This is a genomic window from Micromonospora sp. WMMA2032 (genome assembly GCF_002688545.1).
GTDB classification, from domain to species: Bacteria; Actinomycetota; Actinomycetes; order Mycobacteriales; family Micromonosporaceae; genus Micromonospora; species Micromonospora sediminicola.
The window spans coordinates 1,270,431-1,294,190 of record NZ_CP024052.1 but is presented as its reverse complement, the minus strand read 5'-3'; the positions used below and the strand labels follow the sequence as shown (position 1 = coordinate 1,294,190).

Genomic DNA, 23,760 nt, shown 5'->3' with positions numbered 1-23,760 from the left:
GGATGTGGTGACATGCTGCGCAGTGACCTGGTCCAGCCGGTGCCGGAGCTGCTCCGGGCCCACGCCGACCGGCTGCCGGACCGGGTGGCGTTCCGCGACGCGGACCGGGCGGTGGACTGGGCCGGGCTGGAGGCGGTCACCCGACGGCTGGCCGGGCACCTGGTCGACGCCGGTGTGGCCCGGGGCGACCGGGTCGCGTTCTGCCTGGGCAACCGGGTGGAGACGGTGGAGACCTGGCTGGCCGTGACCCGGGCCGCCGCGGTCGGCGTACCGCTGAACCCGCGCAGCACCGACGCGGAGCTGGCCCACCTGCTGGACGACTCCGGCGCGGTGCTGGTGGTCACCGACCCGGGACACCTCGACCAGCTCCGGCGGCTCCGCGCGGGCCGGCCCGACCTGCGGATCTGGGTGACCGGCGACGGGCCGTACCCGGACGGGGCGACCGCCTGGCCGGCGCTCGTCGACGCGCCGCCGGTGGCCGACGCCCGCGACGACCTCGGCCTGGACGAGGTCGCCTGGATGCTCTACACCTCCGGCACCACCGGCCGGCCCAAGGGCGTGCTCTCCACCCAGCGCACCTGCCTGTGGTCGGTGGCCGCCTGCTACGTGCCGGTGCCGGACCTGACCTCCGCCGACCGGGTGGTCTGGCCGCTGCCGCTGTTCCACAGCCTCTCCCACATCGGCTGCGTGCTGAGCGTGACCGCGGTCGGCGCGAGCGCCCGCCTGGTCGACGGGTTCGCCGCCGCCGACGTGCTGCGCGCGGTCGCCGAGGACGAGGCGACCGTGCTGGCCGGCGTCCCGGCCATGTACCACCACCTGGTCGCCGCCGCCCGCGCCGACGGGTTCCGCGCACCGGCGCTGCGGGTCTGCCTGGTCGGCGGCGCGATCACCACCGGGGAACTGCGCCGCGCGTTCGAGGAGGTCTTCGACGCGCCGCTGCTCGACGCGTACGGCAGCACCGAGACGTGCGGCTCGATCGCGGTGACCCGGCCCGACCGGCCCCGGGTCGAGGGCTCCTGCGGGCAGCCGGTGACCGGCGTCGACGTCCGCCTGGTCAGCCCGGAGACCGGCCGGGACGTGGCGACCGGCGACGAGGGTGAGGTGTGGGTCCGCGGGCCGGGGGTCATGGTCGGCTACCACGGGTTGCCCGAGGCGACCGCGGCGGCGCTGCGCGACGGCTGGTACCGCACCGGCGACCTGGCCCGCCGCGACGGCGACGGGAACCTCTTCGTCACCGGCCGGCACCGCGAACTGATCATCCGGGGCGGGGAGAAGGTGCACCCGGTCGAGGTGGAGGACGTGCTGCGGGCCGTGCCCGGCGTCGCCGACGTGGCGGTGACCGGCCGCCCGCACGAGGTGCTCGGCGAGGTGCCGGTGGCCTACGTGGTGCCCGCGCCGGCGGGCTTCGCGCCGGCCGCCGCGTACGCCGCCTGCCGGGAACGGCTCGCGTACCACAAGGTGCCGCAGGAGCTGTACGAGATCGACGCGGTGCCCCGCACCGCCTCGGGGAAGGTCACCCGGCGGCTGCTGCGGGAGCGACCGGCCCGCCTGCGGGCGGTCAACGGCACCCACCACGAGGCGCTGACCCGACTCACCTGGCGGCCCCTCGAACCGACCGCCACAGCCGACGTCGCCCGGCGCTGGGCGGTGGTCGGCGCCGACGCGGAGCCCGTCGCCGCCGCGCTCGCCGCCGATGGGGCGGACGTCCATACCGGACCGTCCGACGCCGGTGCCGACGTGCTGGTGGTGGTCGACGCCGACCCGACCGCGCTCGACGGGTGGCTCGACGACGGCCGGTACGCCGACGCCCGGGTGCTGGTGCTGACCAGCGGCGCGGTGGACGCGTCCACGGCCGACGCGCCGGACGACCCCGACCTCGTCCCGGCCGCCGACGTCGCGTGGGCCCGGGCGCGCTGCCGGCAGGCCGCGGACCCGGGCCGGATCGTGCTGGTCGACACCGACGGCGACCCCCGCTCGACCGCGCTGCTGCCGTCAGTGGTGGACGCCGCAGCGGCGCAGGTCGCGCTGCGCGCCGGCACCGCCCGGTACGCCACCCCCGCGCCGGCCGGCGCGCCGGCCCGGGAGCGTGCCGCCACGGTGCTCGACCCGTCCGCGCCGGTGGCGCTCGTCGGCGCGGACACCGAGGAGGGCGCGACGCTGGCCCGGCACCTGACCGGCGCGCACGGCGCCCGCACCGTGTGGCTGGCCTCCGTCGACCGGACCGGTCCGGCTCCGGCGCTCGCCGGGACCGGCGCCGAGATCACCGCGCACCGGTTCCCCGAGGCGGACGCGGGACCGGCCGGTCACCACGACACGTCGACCCCACCGCTCGGCGCGGCGGTGCTGCGGCTGTCCGACGCCGACCTGGACGACCCGGACCGCGCCGCCCGGCTGCTCGACCTCGCCGGCCGGTTGGACCTGCGCACCCGGCACGCCGGCGCCACCGCGTACACCGTGCTCGTCCCCGCCGACCTGCTGCTCGGCGCGGCCGGACGGGAGGGCGCGGCGGGCGCGGTCGCCGCGCTGCACGCGTTGGTCGCCCGCCGGCACGCGGCCGGGCTGCCGGCCCGGCTGGTCGGCGTGGCCGGACCGGCGTGGGCCGAGACGGCCGCGTTCGACGTCGCGCACGACGGCGACGACCTGGTGCTGGTGGCCGAACCGGCCGACCGGGTGGCCACCCACCCGGCGTGGCGCGGCCCGGCCCGCGCCGACGGCGACGTGGACGCGTTGCGCCGCCGGCTCGCCGCGCTCACCACCGCCGCCGGCGACCGGGTCCTGGCCGACCTGGTCCGCGCGAGCACCGCCGAGGTCGCCGGGCTGCCCGGGCCGGGCGCGGTCCGGCCGGACCGGGCGTTCACCGACCTGGGATTCACCTCCGTCCGCGCGGTCGCGCTGCGGGACCGGCTGAACCGGGCCACCGGGGCGCGGCTGTCCGCCACCGCCGCGTTCGACCACCCCACCCCCGCCGCGCTCGCCCGGCACCTGGCCACGCTGCTGCGCGGCGCCGCCGCCCCGGACGCCGGGCACCGGTCGGGCCCGGTCGTCACCGACGACCCGGTGGCCATCGTCGCCATGGCCTGCCGGCTGCCCGGCGGCGTCACCGGCCCCGAGGAGCTGTGGGACCTGCTGGACTCCGGGCGGGAGGGACTGACCGGGTTCCCCACCGACCGGGGCTGGGATCTGACCCACCTCTTCTCCGACGACCCCGACCGGCCCGGCACCTCGTACGCGCGGGTCGGCGGGTTCCTGGCCGGCGCCGGGGACTTCGACGCCACCCTGTTCGCCATCAGTCCGCGCGAGGCCCTCGCGACGGACCCGCAGCAACGGCTGCTGCTGGAGACGTCCTGGGAGCTGTTCGAGCGGGCCGGGATCGACCCGACCGCGCTGCGCGGCAGCGCCACCGGTGTGTTCACCGGCGTGATGCACCACGACTACGCGGCCCAGGTGGGGCAGGCGCCGCCCGGCACCGAGGGGTACCTCGGCGTCGGTACTGCCGGCAGCGTGGTGTCCGGGCGGGTCGCGTACGCGCTGGGCCTGGAGGGGCCCGCGGTGACCGTGGACACCGCCTGCTCGTCGTCGCTGGTGGCGTTGCACCTGGCCGCGCAGGCGCTGCGCGCCGGGGACTGCTCCCTCGCGGTGGCCGGCGGCGTCGCCGTGATGGGCACCCCGCAGGCGTTCGTCGAGTTCAGCCGCCAGCGCGGCCTCGCCCCGGACGGCCGGTGCAAGGCGTTCGCCGACGCCGCCGACGGCACCGGCTGGTCCGAGGGCGTCGCCGTGCTGCTGCTGGAACGGCTCAGCGACGCGCGCCGTCACGCCCACCCGGTGCTGGCGCTGCTGCGCGCCTCCGCGGTCAACTCCGACGGCGCGTCCAACGGGCTCACCGCGCCCAACGGCCCGGCCCAGGAACGGGTCATCCGCCGGGCGCTGGCCGCCGCCGGGCTCGGACCGGGCGACGTGGACGCGGTCGAGGCGCACGGCACCGGCACCCGGCTCGGCGACCCGATCGAGGCGCAGGCGCTGCTGGCCACGTACGGCCGGGGCCGGGACGCGGCCACGCCGCTGCTGCTCGGCTCGCTCAAGTCGAACCTCGGGCACACCCAGGCGGCGGCCGGCGCGGCCGGGGTGATGAAGATGGTGCTGGCGCTGCGCCACGGGACGCTGCCGCGCACGCTGCACGTGGACGCGCCGACCCGCGAGGTGGACTGGTCGGCCGGCGCGGTGGAGCTGCTGACCGAGGCCCGGCCGTGGCCCGAGGTCGACCGCCCGCACCGGGCCGGCGTCTCCTCGTTCGGCATCAGCGGCACCAACGCCCACGTCATCGTCGAGGCCCCACCGGCCGCGCCGGCCGCGCCGACCGCCGACCGGGACACGCCCGCCACCGTGCCGTGGCTGCTCTCCGCCGCCAGCCGGGAAGGCCTGCGCGACCAGGCGGCCCGACTGTCCACCTGGCTCGACCGGCACGAGGCCGACCCGGCCGACGTGGCGTACGCGCTGGCCACCACCCGGGCGGCGCTGGAGCACCGGGCGGCGCTGCTGGTCCGCGACCCGGCCGACGCGCGCGCCGGGCTGACCGCGTTGAGCCGCGGCGACGCGGAACCCGCCGGGGTGCTCACCGGCCGGGTCGGCGACGGGCGGCTCGCCGTGCTGTTCGGCGGGCAGGGCGGCCAACTCCCCGGCATGGGCCGGGAACTGCGCGAGACGTACCCGGTCTACGCCGAGGCGTTCGACGCCGCCTGCGCGGAACTGGACCGGCACCTCGCCGGGCACGTCCCGCACCCGGTCGCCGACGTGGTCCTCGCGCCCGCCGGCGACGCCCGGGCCGACCTGCTCGACCAGACCGGCTACACCCAGCCCGCGTTGTTCGCCGTCGAGGTGGCGCTGCACCGGCTGCTCGAATCCTGGGGCGTCCGCCCCGACCTGCTGCTCGGCCACTCGATCGGCGAGCTGGCCGCCGCGCACGTGGCCGGCGTGTTCCCGCTCGCCGACGCGGCGGCGCTGGTCGCCGCGCGGGCCCGGCTCATGCAGGCGCTGCCGGTCGGCGGCGCGATGGTCGCGGTCGAGGCGGACGAGACGGAGGTGCGGCCCCACCTCACCGACCGGGTCGGGTTGGCCGCGGTGAACGGGCCGACCGCCGTGGTCCTCTCCGGTGACGCCGACGCGGTCGACGCGGTCGCCGCGACGCTGCGCGCCGCCGGTCGCCGGACCAGCCGGCTGCGCGTGTCGCACGCGTTCCACTCGCCCCGGATGGCGCCGATGCTCGACGCGTTCCGCGCGGTCGCCGCCGGACTGACCTACCGCGCGCCGCAGGTGCCGGTGGTGTCCACGCTCACCGGCGCGCCGGTCGACCCGGCCCGGCTCGCCTCGCCCGAGCACTGGGTGGCGCACGTCCGCGACACCGTGCGCTTCCGCGACGGTGTCCGCGCGCTGCGCGCCGAGGGCGCCACCACGTTCCTCGAGGTCGGTCCCGGCGGCGTGCTCACCGCGATGGCCGCCGACTGCCTCGCCGACGGCGGCGACGACCTCGCCTGCGTGCCGACCCTGCGCGGCGGCGTGCCCGAACCGGTGGCGCTGCTCACCGCCGTGTCCGGGCTGCACGTGCGTGGCGTGCCGGTCGACCGGGCCGCCCTGGCCGGGCCGGGCCCGCACGCGCCCGTCCCGCTGCCCACCTACGCGTTCCGGCACCGGCACTACTGGCTGCCCGCCGCACCCGGCGCGCCGACCGGCGACACCGGGCACCCTCTGCTCGCCACCGTGCTGCCGGTGGCCGGCACCGGCCAGGTGGTCGCCACCGGCCGGTTCACCACCTCCCGACCGGCCACGCCGGACGGCGCCGCGCCGCTGCTGCCCGCGTCCGCGCTGCTCGACGCGCTCACCCACCTCGGGGAGCGGCTCGACGCGCCGGTGCTGCAGCACCTGCGCACGCCCGAACCGGTGCCGCTGCCCGCCGGGCTGGCCGTCGACCTCCAGATCGACGTCGCCGGACCGGACGGGACCGGCCGCCGGGTCGCCCGCTGCCACGTCCGCGCCGGCGAGCACGAGCCCTGGCGGGCCGTCGCCGACGCCACGCTCGCCCCGGCCGACCCGCTCACCGCGCCGGGCGTACCGGCCGTGACCTGGCCGCCGGCCGGCGCCCGGCCGGTCGACGCGGCGCACCCGCTGCTGCGGGCCGCCTGGACCGCCGGGGACCGGCTGCACCTCGACGTGCGGCTGCCCGACGACGCCGCCGACCCGGACGCCGAGCGGTACGGCGTGCACCCCGACGTGCTCGACGCCGCGGTGCGCCTGCTCCCGCTGGCCGGGTTCGCCCCGCCGGCCGGGCCGGGGGAGCGGATCGAGCCGACCGGGTGGACCGGCGTGCGCCGGCACGCCACCGGCGCGTACGCGCTGCGGGTCACCCTGGCCCCGGCCGGCGCGGACGGGGTGACGCTCAGCGCCGTCGACGACGCCGGCCGCCCGGTGTTCGACGTCGACCGGATCGCGCTGCGGGCCGTGGCGGTGCCGGCGGCCGGCGCGCCGACCCCGGAGACCGCCCCGGCCGGCCTGTACACGGTCGACTGGACGCCCGCGCCGACCGGGCCGGTGCCCACGTGGACGCTCGCCGACGCCGTACCCCCGGCCGGGCCGCTGCCCCCGGTGCTGGTGCTGCGCCTGCCCGACGGCGACCCGGACGCCACCGTCGCGCAGCGGGCCGACACGATCGGCCGGGACCTGCTGGCGGTGCTGCGCCGCTGGCTCGACGACCCGCGCGCCTCCGACACCACGCTGGCGGTCGCGGTCCGCGACGGCGATCCGGCGCACGCCCCGGCCGCCGGCCTGCTGCGCGTCGCCCGCGCCGAACACCCCGGCCGGTTCCTGCTGCTGCACCTCGACGCCACCGACGACGCCACGGTCCGCGCCGCGCTCGCCGCCGCCGACGACGAGCCGGAGGTCGCGGTCCGCGACGGCCGCGCCCTGCTGCCCCGGCTGCGCGGGGCCGGTGAACCGGAGACCGACGCGCCGCCCGCGCTGGCCGGCGGCGCGGTCCTGGTCACCGGCGGCACCGGCGGCGTCGGCCGGCACGTCGCCACCCACCTGGTCGAGGCGTACGGGGTGCGCGAGCTGGTGCTGCTCAGCCGCACCGCCCGGCCCGCGCCCTGGATCGACGAGCTGACCCGGGCCGGTGTCACCGTCCGGCTGGTCGCCGCCGACGTGGCCGACCGGGACGCCCTCGCCGCCGTGCTCGCCCCGCTCGCCGACCGGCTGGTCGCGGTGGTGCACGCCGCCGGCGCCACCGCCGACGCCCTGCTCACCGACCTCGACCCGGACCGCTGGGCGGTGGCGCTGCGGGCCAAGGTGCGCGGCGCCTGGCACCTGCACGAGCTGACCGCCGACCTCGACCTGGCCGCGTTCGTGCTGTTCTCCTCCGCCTCGGCCACCTTCGGCAGCCCCGGCCAGGGCAACTACGCCGCCGGCAACGCGTTCCTCGACGCGCTCGCCGCGTACCGCCGCGCCCGCGGGCTGCCGGGCACCGCGCTCGCCTGGGGCCTGTGGGCCGAGACCGAGGGGATGGCCGGCCGGCTCGGCGCCGCCGACCTCGCCCGGCTCGCCCGCGCCGGCACCCGGCCGCTGGACACCCCCGCCGCACTGGCGCTGTTCGACGCCGCGCTGCGCGCCGGACCGGCGGCGCTGGTGCCGATCGGGCTGGACCTGGCCGCGGTCCGCGCCACCGGGGAGGTGCCGGCGCTGCTGCGGGCGCTGCTGCCGCCGCCCCCGCGCCGGGCCGTCGTCGCGGAACCGGGCGCGACCGGGACCGGGACCGGTCTCGCCGCCCGGCTGGCCGGGCTCGGCGAGCCGGAGCGGGCCGCGCTGCTGCTGGACCTGGTCCGCGCCCGCTGCGCCACGGTCCTCGGCCACGCCGGTCCGGAGCTGGTCGAGCCGCGCCGGCCGTTCAAGGACCTCGGCTTCGACTCGCTGATGGCGGTGGAACTGAGCAACCGGCTCGCCGCCGCCACCGGCGTCCGGCTCGCCCCGCACGCGGTGTTCAACCACCCCACCCCGGAACTGCTCGCCGCGCACCTGCACGCCCGGCTGCTCGGCACCACCGCCGCCGAGGTCGCCGACGCGACCACCGTGGCGCTGGACGAACCGGTCGCGGTGGTCGCCATGGCCTGCCGGTTCCCCGGCGGCATCGGCTCCCCGGAGGAGCTGTGGCGGCTGCTCGACGCCGGTGGCGAGGTGATCGGCGAGCTGCCCACCGACCGGGGCTGGCCGCTGGCCGACCTGTACGACCCGGAGCCCGGCACCCCCGGCCGCACCTACACCCGCGCCGGCGGCTTCCTCACCGGCCTGGCCGACTTCGACGCCGCGTTCTTCGGCATCAGCCCGCGCGAGGCCCTGGCCATGGACCCGCAGCACCGGCTGCTGCTGGAGACGTCCTGGGAGGCGCTGGAACGGGCCGGCATCGACCCGGACACGCTGCGCGGCAGCCGTACCGGCGTGTTCGCCGGCACCCACGGCCAGGACTACACCGACCGGATCGCCCCCGGCGCCACCTCCGACGACGGGGAGACCATCGCCGACGAGGGGCACCTGCTCACCGGCACCGCCGCGAGCGTCCTGTCCGGACGGGTCGCGTACGCGCTCGGCCTGGAGGGGCCGGCGGTCACCGTGGACACCGCCTGCTCCGCGTCCCTGGTGGCGTTGCACCTGGCCGCCCAGGCGCTGCGCCAGGGCGACTGCGACCTGGCCCTCGCCGGCGGCGTGTCGGTGCTGTCCGGCCCGGCCGGGCTGACCGGGTTCAGCCGCCAGCGCGGCCTCGCCCCGGACGGCCGGTGCAAGGCGTTCGCCGAGGAGGCCGACGGGTTCGGCATGTCCGAGGGCGTCGGCGTGCTGGTGGTGGAACGGCTCTCCGACGCCCGCCGGCGCGGCCACCCGGTGCTGGCCCTCGTGCGCGGCTCGGCGGTGAACTCCGACGGCGCGTCCAACGGGCTCACCGCCCCGAACGGGCCGTCCCAGGAACGGGTGATCCGGGCCGCGCTCGCCGCCGCCGGGCTCGACCCCACCGACGTGGACGCGGTCGAGGCGCACGGCACCGGCACCCCGCTCGGCGACCCGATCGAGGCCGAGGCGCTCCTGGCCACCTACGGCCGGCGGCCGGACGGCGTCGCGCCGCTGCTGCTCGGCTCGGTCAAGTCCAATCTCGGCCACACCCAGGCCGCGGCCGGCGTGGCCGGCGTACTCAAGGTCGTCCTCGCCATGCGGCACGGCCGGCTGCCCCGCACGCTGCACGCCGAGCGCCCCACCAGCCGGGTCGACTGGGCGGCCGGCGCGGTCGACCTGCTCACCGAGGCCCGGCCCTGGCCGCGCGCCGATCGGCCGGCCCGCGCCGGCGTCTCCTCGTTCGGCATCAGCGGCACCAACGCCCACGTGGTGGTCGAGGCCGCGCCGCCCGAGCCGGCCGCCGACCCGCAACCGCCGGCCGGGCCGGCGGCGCTGCCGTGGCTGCTCTCCGCGCGTACCCCGGAGGCGCTGGCCGGGCAGGCCCGCCGGCTGCGCGCCCACCTCGCCGACCGCCCCGACCAGCGGCCGCTGGACGTGGCCTGGTCGCTGGCCACCACCCGGTCCGGCTTCGACCACCGGGCGGTGGTCGTCGCCGACCAGGCCGGTGTCGCCGCCGCCCTGGACGCGCTCGCCGCCGGCCAGCCCGCCACCGACCTGGTACGCGGTGAGCCCACCGTCACCGGCCGGGTGGTGTTCGTCTTCCCCGGCCAGGGCTCCCAGTGGGCCGGCATGGCGCTGGACCTGCTCGACGAGTCACCGGTGTTCGCCGAACGGATGGCCGCCTGCGACGCCGCGCTGCGGCCGTGGCTGGACCACCCGCTGCGCGACCTGCTGCGCCAGGCGCCCGGCGTGCCCGACCTGGACCGGGCCGACGTGGTGCAGCCGCTGCTGTTCGCGGTGATGGTGTCGCTGGCCGAGCTGTGGCGCTCGTACGGCGCGCAGCCCGCCGCCGTGGTCGGCCACTCGCAGGGCGAGATCGCCGCTGCCTGCGTGGCCGGGGTGCTGTCCCTGCCGGACGCGGCCCGGTTGGTGGCGTTGCGCGCCCGCGCGCTGCGCCGGCTGGCCGGCGCGGGGGAGATGGCGGCCGTGCCGTTGGCCGTCGACGCGGTCCGCGCGCGGGTGGCCCGCTACGGCGACCGGCTGGCCGTGGCCGCGGTGAACGGACCGGCCAGCGTGGTGGTCTCCGGCGAGCCCGCCGCGGTGGACGAGTTCGCCGCCGAGCTGGCCGCCGACCGGGTGCGGCTGCGCCGCGTCCCGATCGACTACGCGTCGCACTCCCCGCAGGTGGAACGGATCCGCGCCGAGCTGGCCGAGGCCGTCGCCGGTGTCACGCCCGGCCCGGCCGCCGTGCCGATCTACTCCACCACCGACCTGTGCTGGCTGGACGGTCCGGAGATGGACGCCGACTACTGGTACCGCAACCTACGCCAGCCGGTCGAGCTGGCCGACGCGATCCGGGCGGTCGCCACCGAGGGCCACGACACCTACGTCGAGTGCAGCCCGCACCCGGTGCTGACGCCCGGCATCGAGCAGACGCTCCAGGAGCACGACCGCCCGGCCGTGGTGGTCGGCTCGTTGCAGCGCGACCGGGGCGACCGGGCCCGGTTCCTGCTCGCCGTCGCGCAGCTGCACGTGCGCGGGGTGCCCGTCGACTGGCAGCCGGCCTTGGCCGGTGGCCGCCGGGTCGACCTGCCCACGTACGCGTTCGCCCGCCGCCGCTACTGGCCCCGGCCGGTCGGCGGCGCCGCCGACGTCGGCGCCGCCGGCCTGGCCGACGCCGGTCACCCGCTGCTCGGCGCGTCCGTTCCGCTGGCCGACGGCTCGGGTCACCTGTTCACCGGCCGGCTGGCGGTCGGCGAGCAGCAGTGGCTGGCCGACCACCGGGTCGCCGGCCGGGTGCTGGTGCCCGGCACCGGCCTGGTCGAGCTGTGCCTGCGCGCCGGCGACGAGGTCGGCTGCCCGGTCCTCGACGAGCTGGTCATCGAGGCGCCGCTCACCCTGCCGGAGGACGCGGCGACCCAGGTCCAGGTGGCCGTCGGACCGGCCGCCGACGACGGCCGCCGGCCGGTCGCCGTCCACTCCCGACCCGCCGACGGCCCAGCCGGCGCGGCGTGGACCCGGCACGGCAGCGGCACGCTCTCCGCCGCCGGCACCACCCCGACGACGACCGCCCCGCCGCCGGACGCCCCCGCCGTCGACCTGACCGGCTTCTACGAGCGCCTGGTGGACGAGGGGTACGGCTACGGACCCGCGTTCCGCGGGCTGCGGGCCGTGCGCGCCGGCGCCGACGAGGTGTACGCCGAGGTGGAGCTGCCACCCGGCCCGCGCGGCGACGCCGACCGGTACGCGCTGCACCCGGCGCTGCTCGACGCCGCCCTGCACGCGGCGCACTTCGGTGGCCTGGCCGAGGCCGGCGGCGACCGGATCCTGCTGCCGTTCGCCTGGAACGGGCTCACCCTGCACGCGTCCGGCGCGACGTCGTTGCGGGTCCGGCTGCGCCGGGTCGGCCCGCACGCGTTCGCGCTGACCGCCACCGACCCGACCGGCGCCCCGGTGGTCGAGGCGGCGTCGCTGGCCATGCGGCCGATCTCCCGCGCCGAGCTGGGCGCCCGGGACGACGCGGTCACCGACGCGTTGTTCCACCTGACCTGGCAGCCGCTGCCGACGCCACCCGCGCCGGCACCGGCCCGGATCGCGGTGCTCGCCGCCCCGACCGACCGGCCTGTGCTGACCGACCGGCCCGCCGCGGCCGACCCGACGACCCCGGCCGACATCGCCGCTGTCGCCGACCCGGCCGATCCGCCGGCCCTGGCCGACCTTGCGGCTTCGGCCGATCTGCCGCGCTACGCGGATCTGGTCGCGCTGGCCGCCGCGATCGACGCCGGGATCCCGACGCCCGACGCGGTGCTCGCGCCGCTAACGGCCGGGATCGTGGCGAGCGACGGTGCGTCCGCGACGACGACCCGCCGCTCCGGCCGGCCCACCGCGACCGACGACGACGCGGCGGCGGACCGGGCGCGGCGGCTCGCCGCTGACGCGCTCGCGCTGGTGCAGCGGTGGCTGGCCGAGCCGCGCTGGACCGACACCCGCCTGGTGCTGCTCACCTCCGGCGCGGTCGGCGTACACGGCCCCGGCGAGGTCGGCGACCCGGACGCCGCCGCGGCGTGGGGCCTGGTCCGCTCCGCCCAGTCGGAGCACCCGGACCGGTTCGTGCTGCTCGACGCCGACACCGGGCCCGACGCGGCCACCCTGTCCACGCTGCTCGCCGCGGACGAGCCGCAGGTGGCGCTGCGCGACGGCGGCGCGTACGTGCCCCGGCTGGCCCGCCGCGCCGACGCGCCCACGCTCACCCCGCCGGCCGACGCGACCGCTTGGCGGCTGGACGTGCCCCGGCGGGGCAGCCTCGACCACCTCGCGCTGGTGCCCACCGACGCGGCCGACGCGCCGCTGCGCCCGCGCGAGGTTCGGGTACGGGTCCGCGCCGCCGGCCTGAACTTCCGCGACGTGCTCAACGCGCTCGGCCTCTACCCGGGCGACCCGGGTCCGCCCGGCGGCGAGGCGGCCGGCGTGGTCGCCGAGGTCGGCGCCGAGGTCACCGACCTGCGCCCCGGTGACCGGGTGCTCGGCGTGTTCACCGGCTGCTTCGGCCCGGTCGCGGTCACCGACCGGCGGCTGCTCGTGCCGGTGCCGGACGGCTGGACCGACGCGCAGGCCGCGACCGTGCCGGTGGTGTTCCTGACCGCCTGGCGGGGACTGGTCGGATTGGGCGGCCTGCGGGCCGGCGAGTCGGTGCTGGTGCACGCGGCGGCCGGCGGCGTCGGCATGGCGGCGGTGCAGATCGCCCGCCACCTCGGCGCCGAGGTGTTCGCCACCGCCAGCCCGGGCAAGTGGACCGCGCTGCGGGAGCTGGGCGTCCCCGAGGACCACCTGGCGTCGTCCCGCACGCTCGACTTCGAGGACCGGTTCCGCGCGGTCACCGGCGGACGCGGCGTGGACGTGGTGCTCGACTCGCTGGCCCGCGAGTTCGTCGACGCGTCGCTGCGGCTGCTGCCGCGCGGCGGCCGGTTCCTGGAGATGGGCAAGACCGACCTGCGCGACCCGGCCCGGGTCGCCGCCGACCACCCGGGCGTCGACTACCGGGCGTACGACCTGACGCAGGTCGACCCGGACGAGATCCAGCGGATGCTCACCGAGCTGCTGGCGTTGTTCGCCGCCGGCGCGCTGCGCCCGCTGCCGGTGCGCGCCTGGGACGTCCGGCAGGCCCCGGACGCGTTCCGCTACGTCAGCCAGGCCCGGCACGTCGGCAAGGTGGTGCTCACCATGCCGGAACGGTGGGACCCGGACGGCACGGTGCTGCTCACCGGCGGCACCGGGCTGCTCGGCGGCCTGGTGGCCCACCGGCTGGTCACCGGGCACGGGGTACGGCACCTGCTGCTGGCCAGCCGGGGTGGCCCGGACGCGCCCGGCGCGGCCGACCTCGCCGCCGAGCTGACCGCGCTCGGCGCCACCGTCACGGTCGCCGCCGCCGACGTGGCCGACCGGGACGCCGTCGCCGGGCTGCTCGCCGGCGTGCCGGCCGCGCACCCGCTGACCGCCGTGGTGCACCTGGCCGGCGTGCTCGACGACGGGGTGGTCACCGCGCTCACCCCGGAGCGGATCGACACCGTCTTCCGGCCCAAGGTGGACGCCGCCCGGCACCTCGACGAGCTGACCCGCGACCTCGACCTCGCCGGCTTCGTGCTGTTCTCCTCCGGCGCCGGGGTGTTCGGCGTACCCGGGCAGGGCAACTACGCCGCCGCCAACGCCTGGCTGGACGCGCTGGCCCGCCGCCGGCGCGGGGCCGGCCTGCCGGCCTGCGCGTATGCCTGGGGTCTGTGGGCGCAGGCCAGCACGCTGACCGCCGGCGTGGACCGCGCGACCACGGCCCGCGACGGGCAGCTCGCCATCCCGTCCGACCTGGGTCTGGCGCTGTTCGACGCCGGCCTGGCCGCGCCGGAGGAACACCTCGTGCCCACCCGGGTCGACCGGGCCGCGCTGGCCGCACGGCCCGGCGTACCGGCGCTGATGCGCGGGCTGGTCCGCCCGGACCGGCCTCGCGCCCGGGCCGGCGCGGCCACCGGCGGGGCGGACCTGGGCGCACGGCTGCGCGCGCTCACCGGCGCGGAACAGGCCGCGCTGCTGCTCGACCTGGTCCGGGCCACCGCCGCGGCGGTGCTCGGCCACGGCAGCCCGGACGCCGTCCGGGAGGGCCAGGCCTTCCACGAGATGGGCTTCGACTCGCTCACCGCGGTCGAGCTGCGCAACCGGCTCACCGAGGCGACCGGCGAGCGGCTGCCCGCCACCGCGGTCTTCGACTACCCGGACCCGGCCGCGCTCGCCGCGTACCTGCGGTCCCGGCTCGTGCCCGACGGCGGGCAGGCCGCCCCGGCGGTCCTGGCCGAGCTGGAACGCCTGGAGCGGGCGCTGGCCGAGACGACCGTCGAGGCCGACCTGCACAGCCAGGTGGCGGCGCGGCTGGAGGTGCTGGTCGCCAAGTGGCGGACCATGCGCGGCGCCTCCGCCGGCGACCACGACCTGGACCTCGACCGGGCCAGCGACGACGAGATCTTCAGCCTGATCGACACGGAACTCGGGCTGTAGCGGCCCAGCGGACGAACGAGGGACGGCGATGACCGACGTACTGATCGTGGGCTACGGCCCGGTGGGCCAGGTGGCCGCGATCCTGCTGGCACAGCGCGGCTTCGCGGTGCGGGTGCTGGAGAAGTGGACCACCCCGTACAGCATGCCGCGCGCGGTCTCCTACGACGGCGAGGCCAGCCGGATCCTCGCCGCCTGCGGCGTGGCCGACCGGCTCGCCGACGTGACCGAACTGTCCGGCGAGTACACCTGGAAGAACGGCTTCGGCCGGACCCTGCTGCACGTGCGCGCCGCCCCCGACGGGCCGGCCGGCTGGCCCGACTCGACGTCGTTCTACCAGCCCGGCCTGGAGGACCGGCTGGCCGAGCGCGGCGCGGCGCTGTCCGGGGTGGAAGTGCGCCGGGGCGTGGAGGTCACCGGGCTGGCCGACCACGGCGACCGGGTCGAGGTGAGCGCCGTGGACGGTGACGGCGGGAGCCACACGTTCACCGCCTCCTGGGTGCTCGGCTGCGACGGCGCGAACAGCTTCGTCCGGGGTTGGCTCGGCTCAGGCGTCACCGACCTGGACTTCACCCACGACTGGCTGGTCTGCGACGTGGTGCTGCACACCCCGCGCGAGTTCCGGCCGAACAACCTGCAGATCTGCGACCCGGCCCGCCCGCGTACCGCCGTCTCGGCCGGGCCGGACCACCGGCGGTGGGAGTTCATGCGGGTGCCGGGGGAGACCTTGGAGGATTTCCGCACCGAGGCCAGCGCCTGGCGGCTGCTCGGCCTGTTCGACATCACCCCGGACAACGCCCGGCTGGACCGCTACGGCGTCTACACCACCCAGGCCTGCTCCGCCGACCTGTGGCGGCGCGGGCGGGTGTTCCTGGCCGGCGACGCCGCGCACGTCATGCCGCCGTTCCTCGGGCAGGGCATGAGTTCCGGCTTCCGCGACGTGGTCAACCTGGCCTGGAAGCTGGACCTGGTGCGCCGGGGCCTCGCCGGTGAGGCGCTGCTGGACACCTACCAGGTGGAGCGGCGGGCGCACGTGCAGCACGCGATCCGGATGTCCATGGACTCCGGGGCGGTGATCTGCGAGACCGACCCGAAGAAGGCCGCCGGCCGTGACTCGGTGATGCTGGCCGCGCTGCGCCGGCGTACCCAGCAGCGGCACGTCCGGTCGCTGCGCGAGGCGATCGTCGACGGCGTGCTGCACCGCGACGCCGACGGCACGCCGACGCCGCGTGCCGGGGAACCCGCGCCGCAGGGCCGGGTGTCCGTCGGCGGGCGCACCGGCGGCTTCGACGACGTGGTGGGCGTCGGCTTCGTCCTGCTCACCCGGGAACCGGCCGCGCTCGACCCGGACGCCGCCGCGTTCCTCGACGACCTCGGCGCGTACCGGCTGACCGTGCGGCCCGCCGACGGCGACGCGGCGGCCGACGACCTGGTCGACCTCGACGGCGCGTACCTGTCCTGGCTGGGCGGCGCGGACGCCGCCCTGATCCGCCCGGACTTCTACCTCTTCGGCGCGGCGACCGGGCCCGACGCCGCGGCGACAGTGGTGGCCGACCTGCGCCGGCAGGTCTCCGCCCCCGCCCTGCAGCCCTGACCATCCCCTTCCAGCCCTGAGGAGCTGACATGCTGGAGAACCTCCGCACCCTCGGCCGGGTCGTCCGGACCCTGGCCACCAAGGACCCGGTGACCCGGGTCCGCCGGTTCTACGAGATCCAGTCGCCGGACGTCGAGTTCGCCGCCCGCACCTCCCGCTACATGAACGTCGGCTACTGGGAGGAGGGCGTCACCAGCATCGACGTGGCCGGCGAGGCGCTGGCGAACAAGCTCGCCGACGCCGCCGGGTTCAAGCCCGACGACACCGTCCTGGACGTCGGCTTCGGCTACGGCGACCAGGACTTCGCCTGGCTGCGGGACCGCCGGGTGGCCCGGGTGCACGGCATCAACGTCACCCCCCGGCACGTCGAGCACGCCCAGGAGCGGGCCCGCCGCGAGGGTCTGGCCGACCGGGCCGACTTCCGGCTCGGCACCGCCACCGCCCTGCCGTTCCCGGACGCCAGCGTGGACCGGGTGGTGGCGCTGGAGTCGGCGTTCCACTTCCACCCGCGCAGCGCGTTCTTCGCCGAGGCGCTGCGGGTGCTGCGGCCGGGCGGCACGCTGGCCACCGCCGACATCATCCCGCTGAGCAACGGCACGCCACGCATGTCGATCAACTCGGGTCCGTTGAGCTTCGTCAAGTTCAGCCTGCCGGACGAGAACTGGCACGACCGCCGGACCTACGGCGAGCAGCTCACCGAGGCCGGGTTCGGCAACGTCGAGGTCCACTCCATCGCCGACCGCACCTGGGAGGGCTGGCGGCGGTTCCAGGCCGCCCGCCCCGCCGACCCGGCGTTCCGCGCCGCCGTCGACGGCAGCGCGGTCAAGGGCATGGCCAACCACTGGCGCGACGCCGACCTGATCAAGAAGGAGCTGGGGCTGCTCGACTACGTCATCGCGGTGGCGCAGAAGCCCTGACCGACCGCGGCCCCCGCCGCCCGGGCCGGGCGGCGGGGGCCGGCGCCGGTCGCGGCCCGCCTTGTCAGCCGACCGCCGTGCGGGTCAGCGCCGCCGAGAGGGTACGCAGGATCGCTGGCTGGTGCTGTGCCAGGAAGAAGTGGCCGCCCGGGAAGACGTGCAGGTCGAACGGGCCGGTGGTGTGCTCCGCCCACGCCTTCGCCTCGTCCACCGTGGTCTTCGGATCGGCGCCGCCGGTGAACACCGTGACCGGGCAGGTGAGCTTCGGGCCGTCGGCGTACGTGTAGGTCTCGGCCGCCCGGTAGTCGCTGCGGATCGCCGGCAGCGCCGCGCGCAGCATCTCCGGGTCACCGAGGATCGCCGAGTTCGTGCCGCTGAGCTTCCGCACGTCGGCCAGCAGACCCTCGTCGTCGAGCAGGTGCACGGTCTCGTGCCGGTGGCACGACGGCGCCCGCCGGCCGGACGGGAACAGGTGCGCCACCGGCGCACCGGTCTCCGCCTCCAGCAACCGCGCCACCTCGAAGCCCAGCGTCGCGCCCATGCTGTGCCCGAAGATCGCCAGTGGACGGTCCGTCCACGGGCGCAGCACGTCGGTCACCTGCCGGGCCAGCTCGCCGATGGTCGGCACGCAGGGCTCCTGGCGGCGGTCCTGCCGGCCCGGGTACTGCACGCTGAGCACCTCCACGGCGGGCGACAGCGCCCGGGACACCGGGAAGAAGAAGCTCGCGGACCCGCCGGCGTGCGGCAGGCACACCAGGCGCGGGGCGCCCGCCGGGGCCGGGTGGAACCGGCGTACCCACAGGCCGTTGTCGTGGTCGGTCATCGTCACGCGGTCCTTCCGGCGGTGGCGCCCGCGACGGGCGCCAGGGCGGTCCACCGGACGCTAGCCGCGTCGCCGCCGGCCCGGCCACCCCTAGCCGACCGGCCGTACGGGTTAGGGGTTGTCGCAGCTCAGCGCGACGCCATAGCTTCCCCGCAGAGGGGACCCGTGGCTCCCGGATGACGTGTGCGCGCCGGACAACGGCCGGTCCCCGCCGACCAAGGGCCAGGTTGATGGACACCGAAGAGAAGCTCCGGGAGTATCTGAAGAGGGTCACCACCGACCTGCGGCGGACCCGGCAACGGCTCCGCGACGTCGAGGACTCCGCCCACGAGCCGATCGCCGTGGTCGGCATGGCGTGCCGCTTCCCCGGCGGGATCACCTCGCCGGACGCGCTCTGGGACCTGGTCGCCGCCGGCGGCGACGCGATCGGCCCGTTCCCCGACGACCGGGGCTGGGACCTGGCCACCCTCTACGACCCGGACCGGGAACGCCCCGGCACCTCGTGCGTGCGGGAGGGCGGCTTCCTGACCGACGCCGCCGACTTCGACCCGGCGTTCTTCGGCATCTCGCCCCGGGAGGCCCTCGCCATGGACCCGCAGCAGCGGCTGCTGCTGGAGGTGTCCTGGGAGGCGTTCGAGGCCGCCGGCGTGGATCCCACCGCGCTGCGCGGCGGGCGGGTCGGTGTCTTCGCCGGCCTCACCCACGCCGACTACGCCGCCGGCGCCGCCGACGTGCCCGACGGCGTCGCCGACTACCTCGGGCTGGGCAGCGCCGGCAGCGTCAGCTCCGGCCGGGTGTCCTACGCCCTCGGTTTCGAGGGGCCGGCCGTCACGGTGGACACCGCCTGCTCGTCGTCGCTGGTCGCGCTGCACCTGGCCGTGCGGTCGCTGCGGTCCGGCGAATCCGACCTGGCCCTGGCCGGCGGCGTGACCGTGCTGCCCACGCCGTCGATCTTCGTGGACTTCACCCGGCAGAACAACCTTTCCCGCGGCGCCCGGTGCCGGGCGTTCGCCGACGCCGCCGACGGCACCGCCCTCGGCGAGGGCGTCGGCGTGCTCCTGGTCGAGCGCCTCGCCGACGCCCACCGGCACGGCCACCGCGTCCTCGCGGTGGTACGCGGTTCGGCGGTCAACTCCGACGGCGCGTCGAACGGCCTGACCGCGCCGAACGGGCCGTCGCAGCAGCGGGTGATCCGGGCCGCGCTCGCTGACGCCCGGCTCTCCGCCGCGGAGGTGGACGTGGTGGAGGCGCACGGCACCGGCACCACGTTGGGTGATCCGATCGAGGCGCAGGCACTGCTGGCCACGTACGGGCAGGACCGGTCCACGCCGTTGCTGCTCGGCTCGGTGAAGTCGAACATCGGCCACGTCCAGACCGCCGCCGGCGTGGCCGGTGTGATCAAGATGGTCCAGGCCATGCGGCACGGCACGGTCCCGGCGACGCTGCACGTCGACGCGCCGTCGTCGAAGGTGGACTGGTCGGCGGGAGCGGTGGAGCTGGCCACGTCGGCGCGGCCCTGGCCAGCGGCGACCGACCGGCCCCGCCGGGCCGCCGTGTCCTCGTTCAGCATCTCCGGCACCAACGCCCACGTGATCCTGGAGGCGCCCGAGCCGGTCGCGGACGACGCGGCCGTGGGCACGGCACCGCCGGTCCTGTCGTGGACGGTGTCGGCGCGTTCGGCGTCGGCGCTCGTGAACCAGGCGGCCCGGCTGGTCGATCACCTGCGGGGCCGGGACGACGTGTCGCCGGTCGAGGTGGGCTGGTCCCTGGCGACGACCCGCGCCGCGTTGGAGCATCGCGCGGCGGTGGTGGGTGCGGATCGGGACGCGTTGCTGGCCGGGTTGTCGGCCCTCGCGCAGGGCAGGTCCGCTGCCGGTCTGGTGTCGGGTGAGGTGGTGTCGGGTCGGCGGGCGGTGGTGTTCACCGGTCAGGGTTCGCAGCGCGCCGGGATGGGCCGGGGGTTGTATTCCGCGTTTCCGGTGTTCGCGGCGGCGTTCGACCGGGTGTGCGCGGCGTTCGAGGGTCGCCTGGATCGGTCGTTGCGGGAGGTGGTGTTCGACGGCGGGGACCTGCTGGATCGGACGGTCTACGCGCAGGCGGGGTTGTTCGCGGTCGAGGTCGCTCTGTGGGAGTTGCTGTCGTCGTGGGGTGTGCGGGTCGACTACCTCGCCGGGCATTCGATCGGTGAGGTGACCGCCGCGCATGTGGCGGGGGTGCTGTCCCTGGACGACGCGGTCGCGGTGGTGGCGGCGCGCGGTGCGTTGATGCAGGCGCTGCCGGCCGGCGGCGGGATGCTGGCGGTCGGCGCGTCGGAGGAGCAGGTTCGCGCGCTGCTGCGCTCGGGTGTCGCTGCCGACTCGGCGGGTGGGCCGCTGCGGGCAGCCGAGGGTGTCGGCGCGCAGCCGATTGTGGGCGGCACGGGTGGTGGTGTCGACGTGGCGGCGGTGAACGGTCCGTCGTCGGTGGTGCTGTCGGGCGCTCTGGTGGATCTGGACCGGGTGGCGGGGGAGTGCGCGGAGCGGGGTTGGCGGGTGAAGCGGTTGGCGGTGAGTCACGCGTTCCACTCGCGTCTGATGGAGCCGATGCTGGACGGGTTCCGGGCCGCGATCGCCGACCTGGACTGGCGGACGCCGACGCTGCCGATCGTGTCCAACCTGACCGGCCGGCTCGCCGACCCTGACGAGATCGCGGGCCCGGACTACTGGGTGCGGCACGTCCGCGAGGCGGTCCGCTTCGCCGACGGCGTCACCACCCTGCACGACCTCGGGGTGGGCACGGTCCTGGAGGTGGGTCCGGACGCCACGCTGACCGCGATGGCCGCCGACGTGCCCGCCGACCGGGTCGTGCACCACGTTCCGGCGCTGCGCAGGGACCAGAGCGAACCGCTGGCGCTGCTCACCGCGCTGGCCCGGCTGCACGTCACCGGCACCCCCGTCGACTGGACCGCCTGGTACACCGTGGACGGCCACCGGCCCGCCACCGTCGACCTGCCCACCTACGCCTTCCAGCGCCAGCGGTACTGGATCGACGCCCGCGCCTCCGGACACGACACCGCCGGTCTGGGCGCCCGCGCCACCGGGCACCCGCTGCTCGACACCGCGCTCGTCACCGCCGCCGGTGACGTCCGCGTCCACGGCGGCCGGCTGTCCGTGCGTACCCAGCCCTGGCTCGCCGACCACGTGGTCCGCGGCCGGGTCGTCGTCCCCGGCACCGCGCTCGTCGAACTGGCCCTGCACGCCGGCGCGCAGGCCGCCTGCGAGACCGTCGAGGAACTGACCCTCGCCGCGCCGCTCGTGCTGCCCGACGACGGCGCCCGGGCCCTCCAACTGCACCTGGCCGCCGCCGACGAGCAGGGCCGGCGTCGCATCACCGTCCACTCCCGGCCCGCCGACGACCCGCACGCCGACTGGACCGCCCACGCCGACGGGATCCTCGCCCCCGGCGCCGGCGAGACCGCCGAACCGCTGACCGGGTGGCCGCCATCCGACGCCACCCCCGTGCCGGTCGAACCGGTCTACGCCCGCCTGCGTGACCTCGGCGTCGAACACGGGCCCACGTTCCGGGGGCTGCGCGCCGCCTGGCGTACCCCCGACGGGGCCGCCGCGGAGGTGGAACTGCCCGACGACGCCGACACCGCCGGGTACGCGCTGCACCCGGCGCTGCTCGACGCCGCGCTGCACGTCGTCGGCCTCACCGACGACGACGCCACCGACGACGCCGGGGCCCGCCTGCCGTGGGCCTGGAGCGGCGTCAGCCTCGCCGCCGAGGGCGCCACCCACCTGCGGGTACGCCTCACCCGCAGCGGTCCCGCCACCACGCTCACCCTCGCCGACGCCACCGGCGCGCCGGTGGCCCGCGTCGACTCCCTGGTGTCCCGACCGCTCGCCGCCGAACAGCTCGACGCCGGCGCCGCCGACCTGCCCCTCTACGACCTGCGCTGGAACCCGGTGCCGCCGCCGGCCCGACCGGCCGCCGGGATCGTGCCGCTGGACCCGGCGACGGGCCTGGCCGCGCTGGACGACGACGCCCGGCTGGTGCTCGTGCCCGCCGGTGACGCCCCGGCAAGCGACCCGCTCGCCGCCACCCGCGCCCGGCTGGCCGCCACCCTCGCCCTGCTCCAGGAATGGCTCGCCGACGACCGGTTCGCCGGCCGCCGGCTCGTGGTGTGCACCCGGGGCGCGGTACCCGCCGACGGCACGGTCACCGACCTGGCCGGCGCCGCCGTGTGGGGGCTGGTCCGCGCCGCCCAGCTCGAACACCCCGGCCGGCTCGTCCTCGCCGACCTCGACGGCGACGACCCCGAGCTGCTGGGCCGCGCGCTCGCCGCCGACGAGCCGCAGGTCGCGCTCCGCGACGGCCGGCTGCTCGTGCCGCGCCTCGCCCCGGCCGAACCCGACCCGACCGGCGCCGTCGACCTCGTCCCCGACGGGACGGTCCTGGTCACCGGCGCCACCGGCGCGCTCGGCGGCCTCGTCGCCCGGCACCTCGTCACCCACCACAAGGTCCGCCACCTGCTGCTGGTCGGCCGCCGCGGCGCCGACGCGCCCGGCGCCGCGGACCTGCTCGCCGACCTCACCCGTCTCGGCGCCCGGGCCCGCCTGGCCGCCGCCGACGTGGCCGACCGCGCGCAGCTCGCCGACCTGCTCGCCGGCGTCCCCGCCGAACACCCGCTCGCCGGTGTGGTGCACGCCGCCGGCACGCTCGACGACGCGGTGGTCACCGCGCTCACCCCGGAGCGGGTCGACGCCGTGCTGCGGCCCAAGGCCGACGCCGCCTGGCACCTGCACGACCTCACCCGCCACCTCGACCTGCCCATGTTCGTGCTGTTCTCCTCGATCGCCGGTCCGCTCGGCGCGCCCGGGCAGGGCAACTACGCGGCCGCCAACGCCTTCCTCGACGGTCTCGCCCACCAGCGGCGCGCCGCCGGACTCGCCGCCACCTCGCTGGCCTGGGGACCGTGGGCCGAAGCCGGCGGGATGACCCGGGACCTGGGCGCCGCCGGCCGGGACCGCCTCACCCGCCAGGGCATCGTCGCGCTCACCACCGACCGGGCGCTCGCCCTCCTCGACGCCAGCCGGCGCGGCCGGCGTCCGCTGCTGCTCCCCGTCCACCTCGACCTGGCGACGCTGCGTACCCGCGTCGGCCGCGACCAGCTGCCGGCGCCGCTGCACGGCCTCGCCGGCGGGCCCGCGCGCCGCGTCGCCGCGGCCGGCGGCGGCCTGCGCGACCGGCTCGCCGGGGCGTCCGTCGAGGACCGGGCCCGCCTGGTCGCCGAGCTGGTCGCCGGCCAGGTCGCCGACGTGCTCGGGTACGCCTCGGCAGCGGCGGTCGGCCCCGAGCGTTCCTTCACCGAACTCGGCTTCGACTCCCTCACCGCGGTCGACCTGCGTAACCGGCTCACCACCCGGACCGGTCTCGCGCTGCCGGCCACGCTGGTCTTCGACCACCCCACCCCGGCCGCCCTCACCGGGCACCTGCTGACGCGGCTCGGACCGGCCCCGGCCGCGCCCACCCTCCTCGACGAGCTGGACCGCCTCGAGGCGGCGTTCGCCGCCACCCCGGCCGACACGCTCGCCGAGCTGACCGCCGACGAGGAGACCCGCGCCGCCGTGGCGGCGCGCCTGCGGGCCCTGCTCACCCGCTGGGACGGCGACGGCGGCGAGGTCGCCGCCACCCTCGACGACGCCAGCGACGACGAACTGTTCGACTTCATCGACAGCCGCTTCGGCCGGTCCTGACCCGCGACAGGT

The 23,760-nt window shown here is 77.5% G+C and carries 5 protein-coding genes; 4 read left to right on the top strand and 1 reads right to left on the bottom strand.

Features of this window, described 5'->3' with window-relative positions:
- The first annotated feature begins 12 nt into the window (after positions 1-12).
- From CO540_RS05245 to CO540_RS05220, 3 genes are read left to right on the top strand one after another with little or no spacing between them, the layout of a single operon-like run.
- Positions 13-14,679, top strand: a complete 14,667-nt coding sequence (locus CO540_RS05245; protein WP_253866480.1) for a type I polyketide synthase — start codon at positions 13-15, stop codon at positions 14,677-14,679.
- Between the two features lie 28 nt (positions 14,680-14,707).
- A complete protein-coding gene (locus CO540_RS05225; protein ID WP_099161142.1) occupies positions 14,708-16,270 on the top strand; it encodes a bifunctional 3-(3-hydroxy-phenyl)propionate/3-hydroxycinnamic acid hydroxylase in 1,563 nt (520 codons plus the stop codon).
- Between the two features lie 29 nt (positions 16,271-16,299).
- Positions 16,300-17,187 carry a cyclopropane-fatty-acyl-phospholipid synthase family protein gene (locus CO540_RS05220; RefSeq protein ID WP_099161141.1) on the top strand — a complete coding sequence of 296 codons (888 nt, stop codon included), beginning with the start codon at positions 16,300-16,302 and terminating at the stop codon, positions 17,185-17,187.
- A gap of 64 nt (positions 17,188-17,251) precedes the next feature.
- On the opposite strand, the gene CO540_RS05215 is transcribed toward CO540_RS05220, so the two are convergent.
- The gene (locus tag CO540_RS05215) at positions 17,252-18,010 is read right to left on the bottom strand and encodes a thioesterase II family protein (RefSeq protein WP_305777693.1); all 759 of its coding nucleotides are present in this window, start codon (positions 18,008-18,010) and stop codon (positions 17,252-17,254) included.
- A 227-nt stretch (positions 18,011-18,237) separates the two neighbouring features.
- Between CO540_RS05215 and CO540_RS05210 the strand changes: the two genes are divergently transcribed.
- Positions 18,238-23,748: a type I polyketide synthase gene (locus CO540_RS05210; RefSeq protein WP_099161139.1), complete on the top strand. Its 5,511-nt coding sequence runs from the start codon at positions 18,238-18,240 to the stop codon at positions 23,746-23,748.
- The last annotated feature ends 12 nt before the right edge of the window (positions 23,749-23,760 follow it).